This is a genomic window from Pseudomonas sp. TS_SC_3 (assembly GCF_056156225.1).
Genome location: NZ_CM149586.1, coordinates 1,162,908 through 1,182,990, shown reverse-complemented (window position 1 = coordinate 1,182,990; position 20,083 = coordinate 1,162,908). Strand labels below are relative to the sequence as shown.

Below are 20,083 nucleotides of genomic sequence, written 5' to 3'. Positions count from 1 at the left end.
ACGGGATGATCCAGAAGCGAAGAAGGCGCCCATGATACCGGCAAACCTGCGCCGGCCATATAACAGAGGCGCGCGGCCCATAGCATTTGCCATGAGGGCGGGCGCAACCGCTAAACTGCCCGCACGTCAGTACAGGAGGCAGTGCGTGATCAAGGATATAGGCATCAAAGGCCGGGTGCTCATGCTCACCCTGCTGCCCACCAGCTTGTTGGCGCTGGTGCTGGGCGGTTATTTCACCTGGGGGCAGTTGTCCGATTTGGAGGGGCAATTGCTGCAGCGCGGGCAAATGATCGTCGAGCAACTGGCGCCCCTTGCCGCGCCGGCTTTGCAAGCCGGTGATACTGAGTTGTTGCAGCGTATTGCCAGCGAAGCCCTGGAGCAGCCGGACGTTCGCGCGATGAGCTTTCTCAGTGCGCAACGCAAAACGCTGGCCCACTCGGGGCCGCGTATGCTCATTCCGCCACCGGCGACTGCCGAGCAGCAGCCCGCACCCAACGTCAACAAGCACGCGACGCGCTTTCTGCTGCCGGTGTATCAGCAACACCTTAGCCTCACGGGCAAGAGCCCAAGCAACTCAGGTACCGAGCTACTGGGTTGGATCGACTTGGAGTTGTCAAACCAGAGCACCCTGCTCAGTGGTTACCGCAGCCTGCTCGCCAGCCTGCTGCTGATCGCGTCTGGCCTGATGGTCACAGCCCTCCTGGCAATTCGCATGAGCCGCACCATCAGTGGCCCGCTGCTGCAGATCAAGCACGGCGTCGCCCAGCTCAAGGACGGCCACCTGGAAACCCGCTTGCCGCCGCTGGGCAGCCATGAGTTGGACGAACTGGCTTCGGGGATCAACCGCATGGCTGAATCCCTGCAAAATGCCCAGGAAGAACTGCAACACAGCATCGATCAAGCCACCGAAGACGTGCGGCAGAACTTGGAAACCATCGAAATCCAGAATATCGAGCTGGACTTAGCGCGCAAAGAAGCCCTGGAAGCCAGCCGGATAAAGTCCGAATTCCTTGCCAACATGAGCCACGAGATTCGCACCCCGCTCAACGGCATCTTGGGCTTCACCAACCTGCTGCAGAAAAGCGAGCTGACCCCGCGCCAGCAGGATTACCTGGGCACCATCGAAAAATCTGCCGACAGCCTGCTGGCAATCATCAACGAGATTCTCGACTTTTCGAAGATTGAAGCCGGCAAGTTGGTGCTGGAAAACATCCCATTCAACCTGCGCGATTTGCTGCAAGACACCCTGACCATCCTGGCCCCAGCGGCCCACGCCAAACAATTGGAGCTGCTCAGCCTGGTCTACCGCGACACGCCGCTGTCACTGATTGGTGACCCCTTACGGCTTAAGCAGGTGCTTACCAACCTGGTCAACAACGCCATCAAGTTCACCCGCGCCGGCACCATTGTCATGCGCGCCATGCTTGAAAACGAAAGCGCCGACCGTGCGCAGCTGCGTATCAGCGTGCAGGACACCGGCATTGGCCTGTCCGATGAAGACCTGCGCGAGCTGTTCCAGGCCTTCAGCCAGGCCGACAACTCACTCAGCCGCCAGGCCGGTGGCACCGGCCTGGGCTTGGTGATTTCCAAGCGTTTAATTGAGCAGATGGGCGGGGAAATCGGCGTCGACAGCACCCCCGAAGAAGGTTCGGAATTCTGGATCACCCTAAGCCTGCCCAAAGCCCGTGATGATGCCGAAGACCTGCCGCGTGCACCGCTGCGTGGGCGCCGCGTGGCTACCTTGGAGCATCACGACCTGGCCCGCCAAGCTCTGCAGCACCAGTTGGAAGACTGCGGTTTGCAGGTCAGTGGCTTTGACAACCTCGACAGTCTGCTCAGCGCGGTGGCCGACGCGCGGCACAGTGCCCAGCCAATTGAGCTGGCGGTGCTTGGCGTCAGCACCCAAAGCCTGCCGCCAGAGCGCCTGGATCAGCACATCTGGGAGCTCGAACGCCTGGCATGTAAAACCCTGCTGCTGTGCCCCACCACCGAACAGGCGCTGTACCACAGCGTGCTGCCGGATGCTCATCGCCAGCTGCAAGCCAAGCCGGCCTGTACCCGCAAGCTGCAACGCGGGCTGACCGAGCTGGTCAGCCCGCAGCAAAGCCGCACAGAGGCCAAACACAACGCCCCCAGCCGACCACCACTGATTCTTTGCGTCGACGACAACCCGGCCAACCTGCTGTTGGTGCAAACCCTGCTGGACGATATGGGCGCGCAGGTGAGCATCGCCAACAGCGGCTATGAGGCGGTGGAAAAAGCCGCCGAGCAGACCTTCGACCTGATCTTTATGGATGTGCAAATGCCGGGCATGGATGGCCGCCAGGCCACCGAGGCCATTCGCCAACGGGAAAACGAGCGCAACCAGGGCCCGGTGCCGATTATCGCGCTGACCGCCCACGCCCTGGCCAACGAGAAACGCGCCCTGCTGCAGAGCGGCCTGGACGACTACCTGACCAAACCGATCAGTGAGCGCCAATTGGCCCAGGTGGTGCTCAAGTGGACCGGACTGGCCCTTCGCAACCAGAGCAGCGAACACACCGGCATCAGCGCGACACACAACAACCTCAGCGTGCTGGATGCCGAAGAAGGTCTGCGTCTGGCTGCCGGTAAAGCCGACCTGGCTGCCGATATGCTGAGCATGCTGCTCGCCGGCCTGCCGGGTGACCGTCAGGCCATCCGCCAGGCGCGGGCCAGTGGCGAGCGCAACAGCCTGATCGAACGTGTGCACCGCCTGCACGGCGCGACCCGTTACTGCGGTGTGCCGCAGTTACGCGCGGCCTGCCAGCGCAGCGAAACCCTGCTGAAACAGAATGACCCCGCCGCCCAACAAGCCTTGGATGAACTGGAAGCCGCCATCGAACGCCTGGCGCAGCACGCCGAAGTTGGCGCCTGAATCAGGCGGAACGAACCCACGAGATCGAGAACCCCATGCGCATCATTCTGTTCAGCAGCAAGTCCTACGACCAACAGAGCTTTAGCCGGGCGCACCTGCCTGACGACTGGCAGGTGAGCTTCCAGGAAGCCCACTTGCGCGAGGACAGCACCAGCCTGGCCGAAGGCTGCGAAGTGGTTTGCGCCTTTATCAATGACGACCTCAGCGCGGCGGTATTGCAGCAACTCGCTGCGGGCGGCACCCGCCTGATTGCCCTGCGCTCGGCCGGCTATAACCATGTTGATCTGCAAGCTGCGCAGGCCCTCGGCCTGACCGTGGTGCGGGTGCCCGCCTACTCGCCCCACGCAGTAGCCGAACATGCCGTTGCATTGATCATGACCCTCAACCGGCGCACCCACCGCGCCTTCAACCGCACACGTGAAGGTGACTTCTCCCTGCACGGCCTGACCGGCTTTGACCTGTACCAAAAAAATGTCGGCATTATCGGCGCCGGGCAAATCGGCCTGACCTTTGCGCGAGTCATGGCCGGTTTTGGCTGCCAGCTGCTGATTCATGACCCAACGCCCATCGCCGACCTGCCCGCCGGCGCGCACCAGGTGACGCTGGATGAGTTGCTCAAAGGCAGCGACATCATCAGCCTGCATTGCCCGCTCAATACAGCCACTCAGCACCTGATCAACGCTGCACGTTTGCAGCAGATGCGCCACGGCGCAATGCTGATCAATACCGGGCGTGGCGCATTGATTGATACGCCAGCACTGATTGGCGCCCTGAAAAGCGGGCAACTGGGCTATCTGGGCCTGGATGTGTACGAGGAAGAGGCCGAGCTGTTCTTCGAAGATCACTCGCAACAACCGCTGCAAGATGATGTGCTGGCACGCTTGCTGAGCTTCCCCAATGTGCTGATCACCGCGCATCAGGCCTTTCTCACCCACGAAGCCCTGGCAGCCATTGCCACTACCACTCGCGACAATATCGCCGCTTGGTACAGGGGGGCGCCGATTAATCAGCTGCTTCCTGCCGCGTGATAGCATTTGTGCCTACTTGGAGGATTCATGGCTGAACACGATTTTCGCTACAACCTGCTCAACCCCGAGCACACCCTGATTGAATGCCGCGCACTGGCACCTGGCCGCTATCAAGTCACCGGCAATGGCGGCTCGATCCAGAGCGGCGATACGCTGCTGGTGACCCTCAAGGGCAGCCGCGAGCTGTCCATGCGCCTGCAGGCTGACAAAGTACGTCACCTGATTAACCCGCGAGGCCAGTGGGTAGCCGTGGCTAGCGGCCCGGTATTCGGCGAACTGGCCATTTTTAACTGGCAGGTCAATTGCGACAGCTGTAATACGCAACTGGACTTCGAGTTTGCAGTCGATGCCGCGCTTGGCAAGAAGGCCCAGGCGCCAGCGGCCGAAGCACGGATCAAAGCGCTTGGCTGGCAGTCGAAAAACGCCAAACATGTGTGCCCTACGTGCATCAATAAGGAGGCTTCATGAACCGCATACTGACTATTAGCCTGCTGGCTGCCGGCCTCGCGGGCTGTGCCACGTCCGCGCCGCACCTGCAAACCGAGCACACCTACCAAGTGGAATGGATTGGTGAGCGCCCGTTGATCGACAACAGCCACCTGACCATCACCCTCGGTGAAGACGGCCGCGCCTATGGCAACGCCGGCTGCAACCATTGGTTTGCCGGTTATACCCTGGCAGGTGAAAAACTCAGCTTCAGTGCCGCAGGCAGCACCCGCAAACTGTGCGCCCCCGCGTTGATGGAGCAAGAAGCACGTTTTCTCGACAGCCTGAGCCAGGTTGAACGTTGGGACTTCTCGCCGATTGAACAACTGCGCCTGTGGCCCGCCGAGGGCAAACCACTGCGCCTATGGCCTGAGAACCAATAAGAGGCTGCCTCGGATCTGCTGCATGCCAGCCAAACCGCGTTGAAAACGGCGTCGGATACGCCAACTCGCGAGATCCGAAACAGGCTCTAACTGCACACCCCATGCGCACTAAAAAGGGAGCCCTAAGGCTCCCTTTTTAGTGGCGGCTGAAACTCAGTGAATGATCTGGCTGAGGAACAGCTTGGTGCGTTCGTTCTGCGGGTTGGTGAAGAAGGCGTTGGGCTCGTTCTGTTCCACGATCTCGCCCTTGTCCATAAAGATCACCCGGTTTGCTACGGTGCGGGCAAAACCCATTTCGTGGGTTACGCAGAGCATGGTCATGCCGTCTTCAGCCAGGCCGATCATGGTATCCAGCACTTCCTTAACCATTTCCGGATCGAGGGCCGAGGTCGGCTCGTCGAACAGCATGATCTTGGGCTTCATGCACAGCGCACGGGCAATCGCCACGCGTTGCTGCTGGCCACCGGAGAGTTGCCCTGGGTACTTATGGGCCTGCTCCGGAATGCGCACGCGCTCAAGAAAGTGCATGGCAATCTCTTCCGCCTGACGCTTGGGCATCTTGCGCACCCACATAGGCGCCAAGGTGCAGTTCTGTAGCACAGTCAGGTGCGGGAACAGGTTGAAGTGCTGGAACACCATGCCGACTTCGCGGCGCACCGCTTCGATGTGCTTGAGGTCGTGGGTCAGCTCGGTGCCATCCACCACGATGCGACCTTGCTGGTGTTCTTCCAGCCGATTGATGCAGCGGATGGTGGTCGATTTGCCCGAGCCCGAGGGCCCGCACAACACGATACGCTCACCCGGCTGCACGCTCAGGTTGATGTCCTTGAGCACATGGAACTGGCCGTACCACTTGTTCACGCCCTGCAGCAGGATCATCGGCTCGGCGCTGGGTTGCTTGTTGGCTTCACTCATAACTCACTCCTAACGCTTGTGGCCGGTGTCCAGCTTGCGCTCCAGATGCTGGGAGTAGCGGGACATACCAAAACAGAAAATCCAGAAAATCAGCGCGGCGAATACATAGCCTTCAGTGGCCATGCCCAGCCAGGCTGGATCGGTAGTGGCTTGCTTGATGCTGTTGAGCAGGTCGAACAGGCCGATGATGATCACCAGGCTGGTGTCCTTGAACAGCGCAATAAAGGTATTGACGATGCCAGGGATAACCAGCTTCAGGGCTTGCGGCAGAATCACCAGGCCCATCATCCGCCAGTAGCCCAGGCCCATGGCCGCAGCGGCCTCGTACTGACCCTTGGGAATCGCCTGCAAGCCGCCGCGCACCACTTCGGCGATATAAGCCGACTGGAACAGGATCACCCCGATCAATGCACGCATCAGCTTGTCGAAGCTCAGGCCCTCAGGCAGGAACAGCGGCAACATCACCGAGGACATAAACAGCACGGTGATCAACGGCACCCCGCGCCAGAACTCGATAAAGGTCACGCAGATCACCCGAATCGCCGGCATGTCCGAACGCCGTCCCAGCGCCAGCAGAATGCCCAACGGTAAGGCACCGGCAATACCCACAGCGGCGATCACCAGAGTCAGCATGAGCCCGCCCCACTGGCTGGTGGACACGGTCGACAAGCCCATGAAGCCGCCGTGCAGCAACCAGAACGCCAGCACCGGGTAAATCAGCAAAAAGGCCAGGCCATACAGCGCTTTGCGTGGCATTTGCGGGATAAACAGCGGCGCAGCACCAATTACGGCCAGCCACAGAGTCAGATCCACACGCCAGCGCAGCTCAGTCGGGTAGAAACCGTACATAAACTGGCCGAAACGCTGTTGCACAAACACCCAACACGCGCCGCCGCTGGTGCAGTCGGCCCGGGTGGTACCGCTCCAGTCCGCATCAATAAACGCCCACTGAATCAGCGGTGGCAGCATCAGCCACACCAAGTAGGCTGCAAACAATGTCAGCAGGGTGTTGAACCAGCTGGAGAACAGGTTGGCGCGCAGCCAACCCACCACACCAACGCTGAGCGCGGGTGGCGGTAGATCAGATTTGAACGTATGCGTTTGCATGGCTGCTCCTTACCGCTCGATCAGCGCAATGCGCTTGTTGTACCAGTTCATCAACATGGAAATGCTGATACTGATTGCCAGGTACACACTCATGGTGATGGCAATCACCTCAATGGCCTGACCGGTTTGATTGAGTACCGTGCCGGCGAACAGCGAGACCATGTCCGGATAACCGATACCGGCAGCCAGCGAGGAGTTTTTCGCCAGGTTGAGGTATTGGCTGGTTAACGGCGGAATGATCACGCGCAGCGCCTGCGGGATGATCACCAGACGCAAGGTCTTACCGGCTGGCAGCCCAAGCGAGCGAGCCGCTTCGGTCTGGCCGTGGCTGACCGCCATGATCCCGGAGCGAACAATTTCAGCAATAAATGCAGCCGTATAGATGGTCAACGCCAGGGTCAGGGCCATCAGCTCAGGGATCAGCACCCAGCCGCCACGGAAGTTGAAGCCCGCCAGCTCCGGCACACTCCACTGCAGCGGATTGCCACCGAGCAAAATCGCCAAACCTGGCAGGCCAATCAGCAGCGCAATCGCCCCGATGGACACCGGGAAACGGCGGCCGGTGGACTCAAACCGAGCGTTGGACCAGCGCGACAGCAACACCACACCAATAATTGCCACAATCACCGCGCCGGCAAACAAACTGAAGTTGTCCCCCGGGCTCGGGGCCGGCATATACAGGCCACGGCTGTTGAGGAAGAACGTTTCACCCATACCCATGCTTTGCCGCGGCCCGGGTAAGGAGAGCATCACGGCGAAGTACCAGAAGAAAATCTGCAGCAGCGGCGGGATATTGCGGAAAATCTCGATATAAACAGTGGCCAGCTTGCTGACCAGCCAGTTCGGCGACAGCCGCGCCACACCCAAGATGAAACCCAATAGCGTGGCCAGGACAATACCAATCACCGACACCAACAAGGTGTTGAGCAGGCCCACCACGAAAACACGCCCATAGGAGTTGCTTTCGTTGTAGTCGATCAGGTGCTGGGCAATGCCGAAACCGGCGCTGTTGTTGAGAAAGGAAAAGCCAGAGGTGATCCCACGCTTCTCTAGGTTGGTCTGGGTGTTGTCAAACAGAAACCAGCCGAGTGCCACAACGGCGATAACGGCAAGAATTTGAAATAGCCAAGCACGCGCCTTGGGGTCGGTCCAAACCGATCTACCGGGGCGCGGGACATTTGCAGTGGTTTGCATAGGAGCCCTCTTGGAACCCTCATGCCCGCATTAGCGGGCATGAGGTTCACATCAATCAGAACAATGCCAGCCGCTCAGGACGAGCCGCTGGCAGCGGACGGTCAGCGCACCGGCGGTGCGTACTGCAGACCACCCTTGTTCCACAGGGCGTTGAGGCCACGTTCGATCTTCAGCTCGCTACCAGCGCCGACGTTGCGCTCGAAGCTTTCGCCGTAGTTACCCACTTGCTTGACGATCTGTACGGCCCAGTCTTTCGGCAGTTTCAGGTCTTTACCGAATTCACCTTCAGCACCGAGCAGACGCGCTACGTCGGGGTTTTTGGTGGCTTTGGCTTGCTCTTCGACGTTAGCCGAGGTGATGCCCAGCTCTTCCGCGTTGACCATCGCGTACAGCGACCAACGCACGATGTCGAACCACTCTTCGTCACCCTGGCGTACGACCGGGCCCAGTGGCTCTTTCGAGATCACTTCCGGCAGTACCACATAGGATTCCGGATCGGCCAGTTTGATGCGCTGTGCGTACAGCTGCGACTGGTCAGAGGTCAGTACGTCGCAACGACCCGCTTCAACCGACTTGGCGCTCTCGTCGGAGGTGTCGTAGGTGATCGGGGTGTACTTCAGGTTGTTGGCGCGGAAGTAGTCGGAGAGGTTCAGCTCGGTAGTGGTACCCGCCTGGATGCAGACAGTTGCGCCGTCGAGTTCTTTAGCGCTGGAAACGCCGAGTTTCTTGTTAACCAGGAAGCCTTGACCGTCGTAGTAGTTCACACCGGCAAAGTTCAGACCCAGGCCGGCATCGCGCGAGCTGGTCCAGGTGGTGTTACGCGAGAGGATGTCGACTTCGCCGGACTGCAGCGCGGTGAAGCGCTCTTTGGCGGTCAGTGGGCTGTACTTGACCTTGGTCGCATCACCGAACACGGCAGCGGCCACTGCGCGGCACACATCAACGTCGAGGCCCAGGTAGTTGCCCTTCTCATCGGCATAAGAGAAACCAGGCAGACCATCGCTGATGCCGCACTGTACAAAACCTTTTTTCTGGATTGAATCTAGAGTTGCGCCTGCTTGAGCAAAACTGCTGACACCGAGAACTGCAGCGGTGGTCAGTACTGCCAATGTGGATTTCACCATCTTCATTAAAACCTCCAGTTGCTTTTGTTGTGTTTGGAGTCTCGGTTCTACCACCGTACCCTTATGGGGCTCGTTGGCTGTGTCGGCAGCAACACAGTCAGCCGGGGATCAAACCTTGGATCGAGTCTAGTTGCCGATTGCTCCAGCGGCCATAAACTCTCCCCCGCCCATTGTTTGAATGGACCAGAGACGGGTAGCACGTAACGTGTCGCACAGCATTCAGCGCCTGGCGAACCTGTAAAGGTCGGTAAGCACGCTTCAGTCTGCTCCGCGCCCGGTTAGGTGACAGTGTTACCACGGCCAGGCAACGTCATCAGTCTCGAAGGTTGATAGCAAGGGCCGTACCAGACTCGATATTTAAAGGCTGCACAGACAGGTCAAGAGCAAAACTTGCACCCTGGCGACATCTTCTTTCCATAATCGCCAGAACCTATTTTTAACCACGCACTAAAGCAGTGCGCTCGCACCATAGCGGAGCCTCAGATGAGCGAACCCTTGATTCTTCAACCCACACTTGCCGCCGACGCGTGCGTCATTTGGTTGCACGGCCTTGGTGCCGACCGTTATGACTTTATGCCGGTAGCCGAGATGCTCCAGCAACGCCTGCACAGCACCCGCTTTGTTCTGCCGCAAGCGCCAACCCAGGCGGTGACCATCAACGGTGGCTATGCCATGCCCAGTTGGTACGACATTCTGGCCATGAGCCCGGCCCGGGCGATCAACCGCGAACAGCTGGAAGCGTCAGCACAACAGGTCATTGAGTTGATCGAGGCGCAACGTGACAGCGGCATTGATCCTGCGCGCATTGTTCTTGCTGGCTTCTCTCAAGGCGGTGCGGTGGTGCTGCACACCGCTTTCCTGCGCTGGCAGTTCGCCCTGGGCGGGGTCATTGCCCTGTCGACTTATGCGCCAACCTTCAGCGACGAAATCACCCTCGCCGACATAAAGAAACAACTGCCGGTACTGTGCTTGCATGGCACACTCGACGATATCGTGTTGCCGACCATGGGCCGCGCAGCCCATGACTACCTGAGCGCCGCTGGCGTCAGCGTGCAATGGCGTGATTACCCGATAAGCCATGAAGTGGTGAATGAGGAGATTCGCGATATCGCCGACTGGCTGGAGCAACGCTTTAGCCGTTGACTGTCTGCGGGCAAAAGACGCCCCTAACGACGCCTGGACCATCAAGGCTATCACTCACATCTATTTGGCTGCGCTACCGGACCTGTGACCCAACGCTTGGCCGGCGCTGCGCTGGCCAAACGGCAGCACGCCGCCAGGTAAACAAGTGCTGGCGCGACTATGGCGCCAGATTTGTGACTAACCATTCAATTTCAACACCACTGGTCGCCCGTGCGTCTGACAAGGATTGTCAGGCCGCAGGCAGCGGAATACCTTGCTAGCGGGTATTCGCCTTTGATGCAGGGAGCGTAAGCGATGGCCAGCAACCCCAATACACAATCCGCCTCATCTGCGCGATGAAAAACGCCACGTGGCAGACTGATCTGCAGCAACTTCGTCACCTGCGACTGTTTAATAATGTCGCCGCCAGCAGCATCAATTTACTGCTGAAAGAATTCAGCGCCTGCGATCTCGAAACCGGCGAGATTCTGCTCTCACCTTTCAATCGCAACCAGTACCTCTACCTGCTGCTCAAGGGCCAGCTAAAGGTGTACCTCGGCTCGCTCGACAGCCAAGCAGTCAGTACTTTAAAAGTTGGCGAATGCGCCGGCGAAATCAGCTTTATCGACAACGAGCACCCCTCTGCCTACGTGGTGGCGACAGAGCCTTGCTGCGTGCTGCGTCTGCACCGTGAATCGCTGTACAACCTGTTTCAGCAATCGCCCGAGCTGATGCAAAACCTGCTCGAACTGCTCTGCGACCGTGTACGCAAAGGCAACCGGCTGATTCTCGACAGTGAACAAAACGCCAATATTGACGCCCTCACCGGCGCTTACAACCGTCGCTGGCTGGAGCATATCTTTGAGCGGGAAAGCACCCGCAGCGCTTTTAATGACAAGCCCTTGTGCATGCTGATGCTTGATGTCGACCATTTCAAAGCCTACAACGACCAGCACGGTCATCTCGCCGGTGACTATGCACTGTGCCTCGTGGCACATACTCTGCGCAATCAGCTACGGCCCAAAGACAGCCTGACCCGTTTCGGCGGAGAAGAGTTTGTCATTCTGCTGCCGGAGATCAGCATTGATGAAGCCCGCAATATTGGCGAACGGCTGCGGATGGCACTGAACCAAGTCAGCTCCTTCCACGCCCCCATTGGCGAGCTGCCGGGGGTGACGGTGTCTATTGGCCTGGCGCAGATGCAACCCAAGGACAGCTTGCAGGGCTTGATCGCCCGCGCCGACAGCGCGTTGTATCAAGCCAAACAGCGAGGTCGCGACTGCCTCTGCGGTTAGTCTGCAGCGTTGCACCCAGCCACAATCCCCCTTCAACCCGTGCGTTACGCACAAGCGCCTGCTTAGGACTGGCGTTAATCATTCCGTCATCGCCGTCGCCATGAGTGGTACAGGTAAAGCTGACTGCTCAGCAGCCTGCGGTCCACTTACGGGCTCACAATCTTCCGCTGCCAAGCGCCATCCGGCGCGGCACTTCGCCGCGCCGGCTTCTTGCTTTACACTGGCAACCGTTCACTCCTTAACCAACTGATGAGATGACCGTGCTCAAAGCACTCAAGAAAATATTCGGCAAAGCCGAGGGCGAGCAATCCAGCCCAGCAAACCCAACTCCTGTAACGCCCAGCGTACCGCGCGTCCAGCCTGACGCAAGCGCTGAAAACTCCAGCCGCAGCGCCCCAGCGCGCCCCACTGAAGCCGCTGAAAAACCGCTACAGAGCAAGGTAAAACCGGCGAAACCGCGCCGTGAGCGTTCAGCCAAACCGGTTGACACATGGAAGCTCGAAGACTTCGCCGTAGCACCAGCTGAAGGCAAGACCCGTTTTCATGACTTCAAGCTCGCTCCCGAGCTGATGCACGCCATCCATGATCTTGGCTTCCCTTACTGCACACCGATCCAGGCGCAAGTGCTGGGTTACACCCTCCGCGGTCGTGACGCCATCGGCCGTGCCCAAACGGGCACCGGCAAAACCGCCGCCTTCCTGATTTCAATCATCACTCAGCTGCTGCAAACACCGCCGCCGAAAGAGCGCTACATGGGGGAGCCGCGCGCGCTGATTATTGCGCCAACCCGCGAACTGGTGGTGCAGATCGCCAAAGACGCCGCCGACCTGACTAAATACACCGGCCTCAACGTGATGAGTTTTGTCGGCGGCATGGACTTCGACAAACAGCTCAAGCTGCTCGAATCGCGTTTTTGCGACATATTGGTGGCCACCCCAGGGCGTTTGCTCGACTTCAACCAGCGTGGCGAAGTGCACCTGGACATGGTCGAAGTGATGGTGCTCGACGAAGCCGACCGCATGCTCGACATGGGCTTTATCCCACAGGTGCGTCAGATCATCCGCCAAACGCCGATGAAAGGTGAACGCCAGACGCTGCTGTTCTCCGCGACCTTCACCGAAGACGTGATGAACCTGGCCAAGCAGTGGACCACCGATCCGGCCATCGTCGAGATCGAACCGGAAAACGTCGCCAGCGACACGGTCGAGCAACACGTTTATGCCGTAGCCGGTAGCGACAAGTACAAGCTGCTGTACAACCTGATCACCCAAAACGACTGGATTCGCGTGATGGTCTTCGCCAACCGCAAGGATGAAGTGCGACGCATCGAAGAACGCCTGACCCGCGATGGCATCAGCGCCGTACAGATGTCTGGTGATGTGCCACAGCACAAACGCATCCGTGCCTTGGAAGGCTTCCGTGAAGGCAAGATCCGCGTGATGGTCGCAACCGATGTGGCCGGTCGCGGCATCCATGTTGACGCCATCAGCCACGTGATCAACTTCACCCTACCGGAGACCCCGGACGACTACGTGCACCGCATCGGCCGTACCGGCCGTGCTGGCACCAGCGGCACCTCAATCAGCTTTGCCGGGGAAGACGACGCCTACGCCCTGCCCGCCATCGAAACATTGTTGGGCCACAAGATCGCCTGCGAAATGCCACCTGACGAGCTGCTTAAGCCGGTGCCACACAAGCACTGAGCCTGATACAAACAAAAAAGCGAAGCCCATGGCTTCGCTTTTTTATAGCTTCATCACTCAGCTTTTATTCGTATGGCGCTCACGGCGTTGCATATAACGCTCAACATAAGAGCACGACGGAATCACCGTATAACCCAAGCGCTCGGCATATTGCAGCGCATGCTCGGTCAGAGCGGCGGCGATTCCTCGCCCGCGCAAAGAGTTGGGCACAAAGGTGCGATAGATATCCAGGGTTTGCTTGCCAAGATCCATGTAGGCCAGATACGAGCGATCACCGTCCACGGTGGTCTCGAATTGATGGCCTGCTAGGTCATGGTGAATGGACAACGCCTCGCTCATTGCTACCCCTCTCTATAACTCGCCTACCCGATACCTGCTTCGCTGGCAATCAGGTTACAACAGTGCGCACCTAATACGATGTAAGCAATTGCTGCAAGCTTATCAGGCCAAAACCCGCGAGGTCACGTGAATCAATGACTTAGATGACAGCGAAAGGTATTTTGAGACCTGCGCTGCCCAATTGCTGAGTGCATCGGCGCCGTAAGTAGGCAGCATTGACAGTACCCACCTCTACCGCCGGAACATCGCGAGATCACTTTCCAGGTAAAGCGTGACAACCCCTGGACCGTCATACGCCATTAACTAGTGCGTAAAAACTGTCATGCGACTGGGTTCTGGTTGTTTTTTAATCAAAAAATACTTTATTAGAAGCCGGGCATACAGGATTCACAAAAAAAATGTTGAGCCTTGCCTTGCCTCCGTTTACTTACTACAAGTTACAGGTAGTATGTACGCCGGCTAATTTCCCATTATCGGGAAGTTGCTTTTATGGAAAACCTCCACCTCAAGGGGAACACGATGAACAACGTTCTGAAATTCTCTGCTCTGGCATTGGCCGCAGTTCTGGCTACCGGTTGCAGCAGCATGTCCAAAGAAACTGAAGCTCGTCTGACTGCTACTGAAGACGCAGCCGCTCGCGCTCAAGCCCGTGCAGATGAAGCCTATCGTAAGGCTGATGACGCTATGGCTGCTGCTCAGAAGGCTCAGCAAACTGCTGACGAAGCCAATGAGCGCGCACTGCGTATGCTGGAAAAAGCCAGCCGCAAGTAATAGCTCACAAGGCTATGAAAAGCCGACCCAGTTTCTGGGTCGGCTTTTTTATTGGCTGCATACCTGCACTAAACCTATAAAGCTCGCACTGGCGGCGCATATTCAAAATAGCGCGTGCTATGCGTGCGCAGCCGTAAGAGTCTTACTGGCTGAAGCGTTCGAACGTTATGACCTTGAGGCTGCGCACCAATCAAAAGCTGCTGCATGCGCCATGCAGTAGAGCCTCTCATGTATCGCTAACCTAAAGCAGGATGGGTCGTCGCCCGGCAATCGAGTGCGCCAGAGTGCCGCCGTCCACCAGATCAAGCTCACCGCCCAGCGGCATACCGTGAGCGATGCGCGAGGCAATAAGGCCCTTGCCGGCCAACAATTGGGCGATGTAGTGAGCTGTAGCCTCGCCTTCAACCGTCGGATTCGTCGCCAGGATCACCTCACTGAAACCGCCAGACGCAATACGCGCGAGTAGCTCTGGAATGCCAATCGCTTCGGGCCCCAGCCCGTCGAGCGGCGACAAGTGCCCTTTGAGCACAAAGTAGCGCCCGCGAAAACCCGTGTGCTCAACCGCATAAACATCCATGGGCCCTTCAACCACGCACAACAAACTGTCGTCACGGCGCGGATCAAGACACAACTGGCACACATCACTTTCACTTAAGCTGCGGCACTGCTGGCAATAGCCGACCCCATCCATAGCCTGCGTCAGCGCCTGAGCAAGACGCAGGGCACCAGAGCGATCACGCTCAAGCATCTGCAACGCCATACGCTGAGCAGTCTTCTGCCCGACGCCAGGAAGAATGCGTAAAGAGTCGATTAGGTGGCGGATCAGCGGGCTGAAACTCATGGCGCAATACTCAACAGTTGCAACTCTTCTTAGCAAAACCCTGCTGGGCTAGTGATACCTAAAAAGATATAAAGAGGCCGGCGTGGGCTAGCTGGCTACGCCGGCTTACAGTGCACTCAATGCACCAAAGGCGATGCTTTAGAACGGCATTTTGAAGCCTGGCGGCAACTGCATACCGGCAGTCATGCCTGACATTTTGTCCTGACTGTTTTGCTCGACCTTGCGCACGGCATCGTTGACAGCTGCGGCGATCAAGTCTTCAAGAATTTCCTTGTCTTCTTGCATCAGGCTGTCATCTAAGCTCACGCGCTTAACGTCGTGACGCCCGGTCATGACCACGCTGACCAATCCGGCACCGGACTGCCCCGTCACTTCGGCGTTCGCCAGTTCTTCCTGCATCTTCTGCATTTTTTCCTGCATTTGCTGAGCCTGCTTCATCAGGCCGGCCATGCCACCTTTCATCATGGTGTGAGTCCTCGGTAATTAGGGGTTAACAGGAGTATCAAGAGGTTCGATGCTGTCCGCACGGATAACCGCGCCGAACTGCTGAATCATTTGCTGGATCACAGGATCCTGATGGATTGAGGCCTCAGCGTCACGCTGACGATCAGCGCGCTTACGCGCCGCTGCCTGAGCGGGTGTTTCTTGTTCCGGTTTGCGCAACTCAATCGACAGGCTGAGCTCTCGCCCATGGAACTGATTGAGCGCATCATTCAGGCGCCGCTGCTGAGTGGGGTTGAATAACGCAGACTGTGCTGGATCAAGGTGCAGCAACCAGCTATCACCTTCAACCGAAATCAACGTGCAGTTGGCGCCGATGCTGCCGGTCATTCCAGACAAACCCAGCTTCGGGAATAACTCCAGCCAATCAGCAGCAAGCCCTGTCGCCGGTTGCGCCGCAGGCACAACCTCGGGTTCGGCAGTCTCGCTTGAATCTAGCGTATTGAAGTCATAATCAAACGACTCAGCATCCATCTCGACATAGTCGTAGTCGCCGGGCGGCGGCTCATCGTCATCTGCATCAGCGGACGGTGATACCTCGACCGGCTGCGCCGCCGGTGCTGCAGGTTTTATGGGCTCGACCTGCGTAGCAAGAACATCCGGCATAACCGGCTCTGGCACTTCCGTAACAGGCTCAGCCTCTTGAGCGACTGGTGCATGAACTTGCTCTTCCCAGGGCAAGTCCACAACTGGCGCCACTAAATGTACGGCATCGCTTGTTGCAGGCTGTGCAACCGGCTCACTGGGTGCTTCATGCACGGATTCAGGCGCCACAACAGACGCTTCGGTAACCACAGCCGGGGCGGCACGTGGCGTTACAGCTGAGATAATGGCCGGGGACGCTACAGCAGCACCGGCCACTGAGTTGGTCGTGGAATCAGCAGTGGCCTGGCTAATCCCCAGCGGCTTTAGCGCCACCCTGGGCGCGTCATGGGTATCCGCCGGACGAAATGCCAGCATACGCAGCAACACCATTTCAAAACCGCTGCGTGGGTCTGGCGACAACGGCAAATCGCGTCGGCCAATCAGGCCCATCTGATAATAAAACTGCACATCCTCACTAGGCAGAACGCGGGCTAACTCAAGCACTCGCTCGCGATCACCCTGGCCATTATCTACCGCTTCAGGCAGCGCCTGGGCAATAGCCACTCGGTGCAGAACATTAAGCATTTCAGATAACACGCCATTCCAATCCGGCCCCTGCTCCGCCAAATGACGTACGGCTTCAATCAGCGCACGTGCATCGCCCTCAAGCAGGGCGTGCAACACACCGTATACCTGACCATGATCGAGCGTACCTAACATCGCTCGGACATCGGCCGCCAGCACCTTGCCCTCGCCGAAGGCTATCGCCTGATCGGTCAAGCTCATGGCATCACGCATGGAACCATCGGCCGCACGCCCGAGCAGCCAGAGCGCATCGTGCTCAAATGGGATCTGCTCAGCAGTCAACACGTGACTGAGATGATCAACCACACGTTCCGGCGGCATATTTTTTAGCGAAAACTGCAGACAGCGCGACAGCACCGTGACCGGCAGCTTTTGTGGGTCGGTTGTGGCCAAGAGAAATTTGACGTGGGGAGGCGGCTCTTCCAGTGTTTTCAACAGGGCGTTGAAGGAGCTGGTAGAGAGCATGTGCACTTCGTCGATCAGGTAAACCTTGAAACGCCCGCGACTGGGCGAATACTGCACGTTGTCGAGCAACTCACGGGTGTCTTCGACCTTGGTACGACTGGCAGCGTCGACTTCGATCAGATCAATAAAGCGCCCTTCATCAATCTCTTTGCAAATCGAGCAAACACCGCAAGGCGTTGAGCTGATGCCGGTTTCACAATTCAGGCATTTGGCAATAATCCGCGCAATCGTTGTCTTGCCTACACCGCGGGTGCCCGTAAACAAATAGGCATGATGCAAACGCTGGCTATCAAGCGCATTAATCAGCGCTTTAAGAACATGGGCTTGACCAACCATTTCGTTGAACGAGCGTGGGCGCCACTTGCGTGCAAGAACCTGATAACTCATCGAAACCCGTCACAAGAGGAAAACCAAAGTGGGGCTAATCCTAACGGAGCATGGGGCAAATTGCATCCGACGCACGCGCTACTGGCGATCGCTGCGTAGCATTGCCTATTAATTAGCTGGCGAAAAAATAACCAGGCAGGTATGATCTGCCGCGTTTGTACCACGCTGTAAGTCAATTAGGCCTTGTAGGCCCCCTCGCTGGTATCCAAGTAAGAGCGCATCCCCACTGGGAATGCCGCACAGCTCTCGCTCACGACCCAACCTGCTGACTGACCTGGCCGTCCCGCGTAAGCGCCGACTCAAGCCCGCCTCCGACGTACTGACCCGCACAATGCATTCCCGGTGGGAACTTGTGCGTGCAGCCCAGCTCCTATCTGCACATGCAATCGATATTTAGGTCGACAGCCTGGAGCTCTACTTAGCGCAATGACGCGCACGTTGTTTTAGGAAACACTAGAAATGAACACTCAACACCAAATTCAGGATGCTATTCGCACCCTATCCAGTGCATTTGCACCGCTTGACTGCCGTATTCTGGCTGCTCGTAAAGGCAGTTTCAGCTTCACTATTGTCAATGATGCCGGCATTGCCCAGCACAGCCAGCGTCTATATCCCGGCCAATATAGTGATACACACCTGCAACAAGTTATTGAGCGCGCCAGGCAATCGCTCGCAGCCTGATTAGCGCACTCGGCGAACGATCGACTCCCCCTGAGGTCTCAAGCAGTCAACCTCAGGATGGAGCATGATCATGGACAATATTGACCGCGAACTTGTTGAGCAGCTGTTTTCCCCACTGCGCGCCACATTCGGATCACCACGCCCTGACGGCGGGGTGGTGCTGTCACTACTGGATGCAAGCGACGCAACTGCCTATAGCCGCGTACTCAGCGAAGCTCAGCGCACCGACCCAAAAGCATTCGCGCAAAGCCTGGAAGACATCCGCCTGGAGCTTGCCATGCGCTCCGGCACAATCCCGGCCGATATGCGCAAAGCACTGAAAGAACAAGATAGCGTGCTCAGTTATCACCCAAACTGAAAGCACTCAAGGCTCGCACTGAACGGCAGAGCCTCTCCTACCTAAAACCCAATGTTTTACACCCGTGAGAAATCATTGGGTTACCGTGCCCTTGATCGGCGGCAAAAATAGACGCCGCTCCATCAAATGGCCGAACCCACAACGATGGCAATAATTAAACGCAGCACTGCTGATAAAAACTCAGCAAATGTCTAATTTCAGAATGGGGTGCTACAAGAAGGGAAGGAAGCTGGTGGCGACTCAGGAACTGAGACTGCTGAGGTGATGGAGGCAACCCTACCAGCCGCACCTCGGCACACAATGTTCCCGCTGTGGCTGCTTCCTTCCGGATCTGACCAGGTTCACGGGTAATCGTTGCGAGGGGACCGGCAGGGCCACCATAACGCTACTCACCAGAGGCGAGCCGCGCCATTGTACCGGCTTGAATCGAAGTTACAACCGTTTCAAACACTTAGCTTATCGAACCACAGGCTATACACGGAATCGACCAACCAGCGCGGTCAAGCCATGCGATAGCTCGGACAAACGCTGACTGGCTTGCGCACTCTGCTCTGAGGTTTTTGCCGCTTGGTTGGACAAGTCCCGAATGTCGCTGATATTGCGTGCGATCTCTTCGGTCACGCTGCTCTGCTGCTCGCAAGCAGTTGCGATTTGCGCAGTCATATCATTAATACGTTGCACGGAATCGCTGGTATCTGTGAGCGCTTGATCCACGCCCGCAGCCTGCTCAACACTTTGCCGCGCTTTGCTGCTTCCCGAATGCGTGGCCTTAACGGCATTTTGCACGCCGACCTGCAAACGCTCGATCATCACCTGGATATCCTTGGTCGACTCCTGAGTGCGTGCCGCTAAGGCACGCACCTCATCGGCAACAACCGCAAAACCCCGCCCTTGCTCTCCGGCACGCGCTGCCTCAATCGCCGCATTGAGGGCTAATAAATTGGTTTGCTCAGCAATCCCTCGGATGACAGCTAACACCACGCCAATATTTGCTGCCTCCTGCTCCAAGGCCTGAATGGTTGTGGATGCGCTTTCAACCTCTTGCGCCAACTGACGAATAGAACTGATCGTGGCGCTCACCACCTGCGCCCCCTCTCGCGACTGAGCTTCAGCACTACGCGCCGCGTCAGCGGCATTTTGCGCATTACGCGCCACCTCATGCACAGCAGAACTCATCTGCGTTGCCGCAGTGCTGACCTGATCGACTGCTGCATGCTCACTGCTAATCAGCCGATCGTTGGCGGCGGCTAACCCCGCTAAACTTTGCGCAGCACTTTCGACCTCATCCGTAACCCGGCCAACTTCCTTGATCAACGG

At 57.8% G+C, this 20,083-nt stretch carries 19 protein-coding genes and 1 other RNA gene; 10 read left to right on the top strand and 10 right to left on the bottom strand.

Going from position 1 to position 20,083, the window contains the following annotated elements:
* The first annotated feature begins 145 nt into the window (after window positions 1-145).
* The 4 genes from AC0J6G_RS05880 to AC0J6G_RS05865 are packed head-to-tail and all read left to right on the top strand — an operon-like array spanning window position 146 to window position 4,793.
* Window positions 146-2,896 (top strand): response regulator, encoded by a 2,751-nt coding sequence (locus AC0J6G_RS05880; RefSeq protein WP_475252142.1) that lies wholly within the window; start codon window positions 146-148, stop codon window positions 2,894-2,896.
* A gap of 35 nt (window positions 2,897-2,931) precedes the next feature.
* Complete coding sequence (locus AC0J6G_RS05875; protein ID WP_475252140.1) at window positions 2,932-3,924, top strand: 2-hydroxyacid dehydrogenase; 993 nt, start codon at window positions 2,932-2,934, stop codon at window positions 3,922-3,924.
* Between the two features lie 27 nt (window positions 3,925-3,951).
* Window positions 3,952-4,392, top strand: coding sequence for a hypothetical protein (locus AC0J6G_RS05870; RefSeq protein WP_475252138.1), 441 nt, complete (start codon window positions 3,952-3,954; stop codon window positions 4,390-4,392).
* On the top strand, window positions 4,389-4,793 hold the full coding sequence (locus tag AC0J6G_RS05865) for an META domain-containing protein (protein WP_475252136.1): 405 nt from the start codon (window positions 4,389-4,391) through the stop codon (window positions 4,791-4,793). The genes AC0J6G_RS05870 and AC0J6G_RS05865 overlap by 4 nt, the downstream gene beginning before the upstream one ends.
* Before the next feature lie 153 nt (window positions 4,794-4,946).
* Here AC0J6G_RS05865 and AC0J6G_RS05860 read toward each other — a convergent pair whose 3' ends face one another.
* The 4 genes from AC0J6G_RS05860 to AC0J6G_RS05845 form a co-directional block, all read right to left on the bottom strand.
* On the bottom strand, window positions 4,947-5,708 hold the full coding sequence (locus AC0J6G_RS05860) for an amino acid ABC transporter ATP-binding protein (RefSeq protein WP_160087619.1): 762 nt from the start codon (window positions 5,706-5,708) through the stop codon (window positions 4,947-4,949).
* A gap of 9 nt (window positions 5,709-5,717) precedes the next feature.
* Window positions 5,718-6,815 (bottom strand): amino acid ABC transporter permease, encoded by a 1,098-nt coding sequence (locus AC0J6G_RS05855; RefSeq protein ID WP_475252134.1) that lies wholly within the window; start codon window positions 6,813-6,815, stop codon window positions 5,718-5,720.
* Window positions 6,816-6,824: 9 nt separating this feature from the next.
* Window positions 6,825-8,009 (bottom strand): amino acid ABC transporter permease, encoded by a 1,185-nt coding sequence (locus tag AC0J6G_RS05850; RefSeq protein ID WP_475252132.1) that lies wholly within the window; start codon window positions 8,007-8,009, stop codon window positions 6,825-6,827.
* 101 nt (window positions 8,010-8,110) lie between these two features.
* Window positions 8,111-9,139 carry an amino acid ABC transporter substrate-binding protein gene (locus tag AC0J6G_RS05845; protein WP_475252130.1) on the bottom strand — a complete coding sequence of 343 codons (1,029 nt, stop codon included), beginning with the start codon at window positions 9,137-9,139 and terminating at the stop codon, window positions 8,111-8,113.
* A gap of 477 nt (window positions 9,140-9,616) precedes the next feature.
* On the opposite strand from AC0J6G_RS05845, the gene AC0J6G_RS05840 reads away from it, so the two are divergent.
* From AC0J6G_RS05840 to rhlB, 3 genes are all read left to right on the top strand, one after another.
* On the top strand, window positions 9,617-10,276 hold the full coding sequence (locus tag AC0J6G_RS05840) for an alpha/beta hydrolase (protein ID WP_475252128.1): 660 nt from the start codon (window positions 9,617-9,619) through the stop codon (window positions 10,274-10,276).
* Window positions 10,277-10,611: 335 nt separating this feature from the next.
* On the top strand, window positions 10,612-11,550 hold the full coding sequence (locus tag AC0J6G_RS05835) for a GGDEF domain-containing protein (RefSeq protein WP_475252126.1): 939 nt from the start codon (window positions 10,612-10,614) through the stop codon (window positions 11,548-11,550).
* Between the two features lie 260 nt (window positions 11,551-11,810).
* Complete coding sequence (rhlB, locus tag AC0J6G_RS05830) at window positions 11,811-13,253, top strand: ATP-dependent RNA helicase RhlB (protein ID WP_475252124.1); 1,443 nt, start codon at window positions 11,811-11,813, stop codon at window positions 13,251-13,253.
* A 57-nt stretch (window positions 13,254-13,310) separates the two neighbouring features.
* Here the strand turns inward: rhlB and AC0J6G_RS05825 are convergent, their stop codons facing one another.
* Window positions 13,311-13,592 carry a GNAT family N-acetyltransferase gene (locus tag AC0J6G_RS05825; RefSeq protein WP_475252122.1) on the bottom strand — a complete coding sequence of 94 codons (282 nt, stop codon included), beginning with the start codon at window positions 13,590-13,592 and terminating at the stop codon, window positions 13,311-13,313.
* Between the two features lie 519 nt (window positions 13,593-14,111).
* On the opposite strand from AC0J6G_RS05825, the gene oprI reads away from it, so the two are divergent.
* The gene (gene oprI / locus AC0J6G_RS05820; protein ID WP_090242095.1) at window positions 14,112-14,363 is read left to right on the top strand and encodes an outer membrane lipoprotei OprI; all 252 of its coding nucleotides are present in this window, start codon (window positions 14,112-14,114) and stop codon (window positions 14,361-14,363) included.
* A 241-nt stretch (window positions 14,364-14,604) separates the two neighbouring features.
* Here the strand turns inward: oprI and recR are convergent, their stop codons facing one another.
* The 3 genes from recR to dnaX form a co-directional block, all read right to left on the bottom strand.
* Window positions 14,605-15,204, bottom strand: coding sequence for a recombination mediator RecR (gene recR / locus AC0J6G_RS05815; protein ID WP_475252120.1), 600 nt, complete (start codon window positions 15,202-15,204; stop codon window positions 14,605-14,607).
* 138 nt (window positions 15,205-15,342) lie between these two features.
* Window positions 15,343-15,669, bottom strand: a complete 327-nt coding sequence (locus tag AC0J6G_RS05810) for a YbaB/EbfC family nucleoid-associated protein (protein ID WP_090385942.1) — start codon at window positions 15,667-15,669, stop codon at window positions 15,343-15,345.
* An 18-nt stretch (window positions 15,670-15,687) separates the two neighbouring features.
* Entirely contained in the window at window positions 15,688-17,727 is a 2,040-nt protein-coding gene (gene dnaX / locus AC0J6G_RS05805) for a DNA polymerase III subunit gamma/tau (RefSeq protein ID WP_475252117.1), read from the bottom strand.
* Between the two features lie 459 nt (window positions 17,728-18,186).
* Between dnaX and AC0J6G_RS05800 the strand changes: the two genes are divergently transcribed.
* Both AC0J6G_RS05800 and AC0J6G_RS05795 read left to right on the top strand, forming a co-directional pair.
* On the top strand, window positions 18,187-18,408 hold the full coding sequence (locus AC0J6G_RS05800) for a hypothetical protein (protein ID WP_475252115.1): 222 nt from the start codon (window positions 18,187-18,189) through the stop codon (window positions 18,406-18,408).
* Window positions 18,409-18,478: 70 nt separating this feature from the next.
* Window positions 18,479-18,766, top strand: coding sequence for a DUF3509 domain-containing protein (locus AC0J6G_RS05795; RefSeq protein ID WP_475252113.1), 288 nt, complete (start codon window positions 18,479-18,481; stop codon window positions 18,764-18,766).
* A 274-nt stretch (window positions 18,767-19,040) separates the two neighbouring features.
* Here the strand turns inward: AC0J6G_RS05795 and ffs are convergent.
* Both ffs and AC0J6G_RS05785 read right to left on the bottom strand, forming a co-directional pair.
* Window positions 19,041-19,137: signal recognition particle sRNA small type (ffs, locus tag AC0J6G_RS05790), an RNA gene on the bottom strand.
* A 100-nt stretch (window positions 19,138-19,237) separates the two neighbouring features.
* Window positions 19,238-20,080 carry a methyl-accepting chemotaxis protein gene (locus tag AC0J6G_RS05785; protein ID WP_475253613.1) on the bottom strand — a complete coding sequence of 281 codons (843 nt, stop codon included), beginning with the start codon at window positions 20,078-20,080 and terminating at the stop codon, window positions 19,238-19,240.
* Between the last annotated feature and the right edge of the window lie 3 nt (window positions 20,081-20,083).

Coding starts and splice junctions, on each gene's coding strand:
- AC0J6G_RS05875 (WP_475252140.1), top strand. CDS start 2,932: ATGCGCATCATTCTGTTCAGCAGCAAGTCCTACGACCAACAGAGCTTT.
- AC0J6G_RS05870 (WP_475252138.1), top strand. CDS start 3,952: ATGGCTGAACACGATTTTCGCTACAACCTGCTCAACCCCGAGCACACC.
- AC0J6G_RS05865 (WP_475252136.1), top strand. CDS start 4,389: ATGAACCGCATACTGACTATTAGCCTGCTGGCTGCCGGCCTCGCGGGC.
- AC0J6G_RS05860 (WP_160087619.1), bottom strand. CDS start 5,708: ATGAGTGAAGCCAACAAGCAACCCAGCGCCGAGCCGATGATCCTGCTG.
- AC0J6G_RS05855 (WP_475252134.1), bottom strand. CDS start 6,815: ATGCAAACGCATACGTTCAAATCTGATCTACCGCCACCCGCGCTCAGC.
- AC0J6G_RS05850 (WP_475252132.1), bottom strand. CDS start 8,009: ATGCAAACCACTGCAAATGTCCCGCGCCCCGGTAGATCGGTTTGGACC.
- AC0J6G_RS05845 (WP_475252130.1), bottom strand. CDS start 9,139: ATGAAGATGGTGAAATCCACATTGGCAGTACTGACCACCGCTGCAGTT.
- AC0J6G_RS05840 (WP_475252128.1), top strand. CDS start 9,617: ATGAGCGAACCCTTGATTCTTCAACCCACACTTGCCGCCGACGCGTGC.
- AC0J6G_RS05835 (WP_475252126.1), top strand. CDS start 10,612: ATGAAAAACGCCACGTGGCAGACTGATCTGCAGCAACTTCGTCACCTG.
- AC0J6G_RS05825 (WP_475252122.1), bottom strand. CDS start 13,592: ATGAGCGAGGCGTTGTCCATTCACCATGACCTAGCAGGCCATCAATTC.
- oprI (WP_090242095.1), top strand. CDS start 14,112: ATGAACAACGTTCTGAAATTCTCTGCTCTGGCATTGGCCGCAGTTCTG.
- recR (WP_475252120.1), bottom strand. CDS start 15,204: ATGAGTTTCAGCCCGCTGATCCGCCACCTAATCGACTCTTTACGCATT.
- AC0J6G_RS05810 (WP_090385942.1), bottom strand. CDS start 15,669: ATGATGAAAGGTGGCATGGCCGGCCTGATGAAGCAGGCTCAGCAAATG.
- dnaX (WP_475252117.1), bottom strand. CDS start 17,727: ATGAGTTATCAGGTTCTTGCACGCAAGTGGCGCCCACGCTCGTTCAAC.
- AC0J6G_RS05800 (WP_475252115.1), top strand. CDS start 18,187: ATGAACACTCAACACCAAATTCAGGATGCTATTCGCACCCTATCCAGT.
- AC0J6G_RS05795 (WP_475252113.1), top strand. CDS start 18,479: ATGGACAATATTGACCGCGAACTTGTTGAGCAGCTGTTTTCCCCACTG.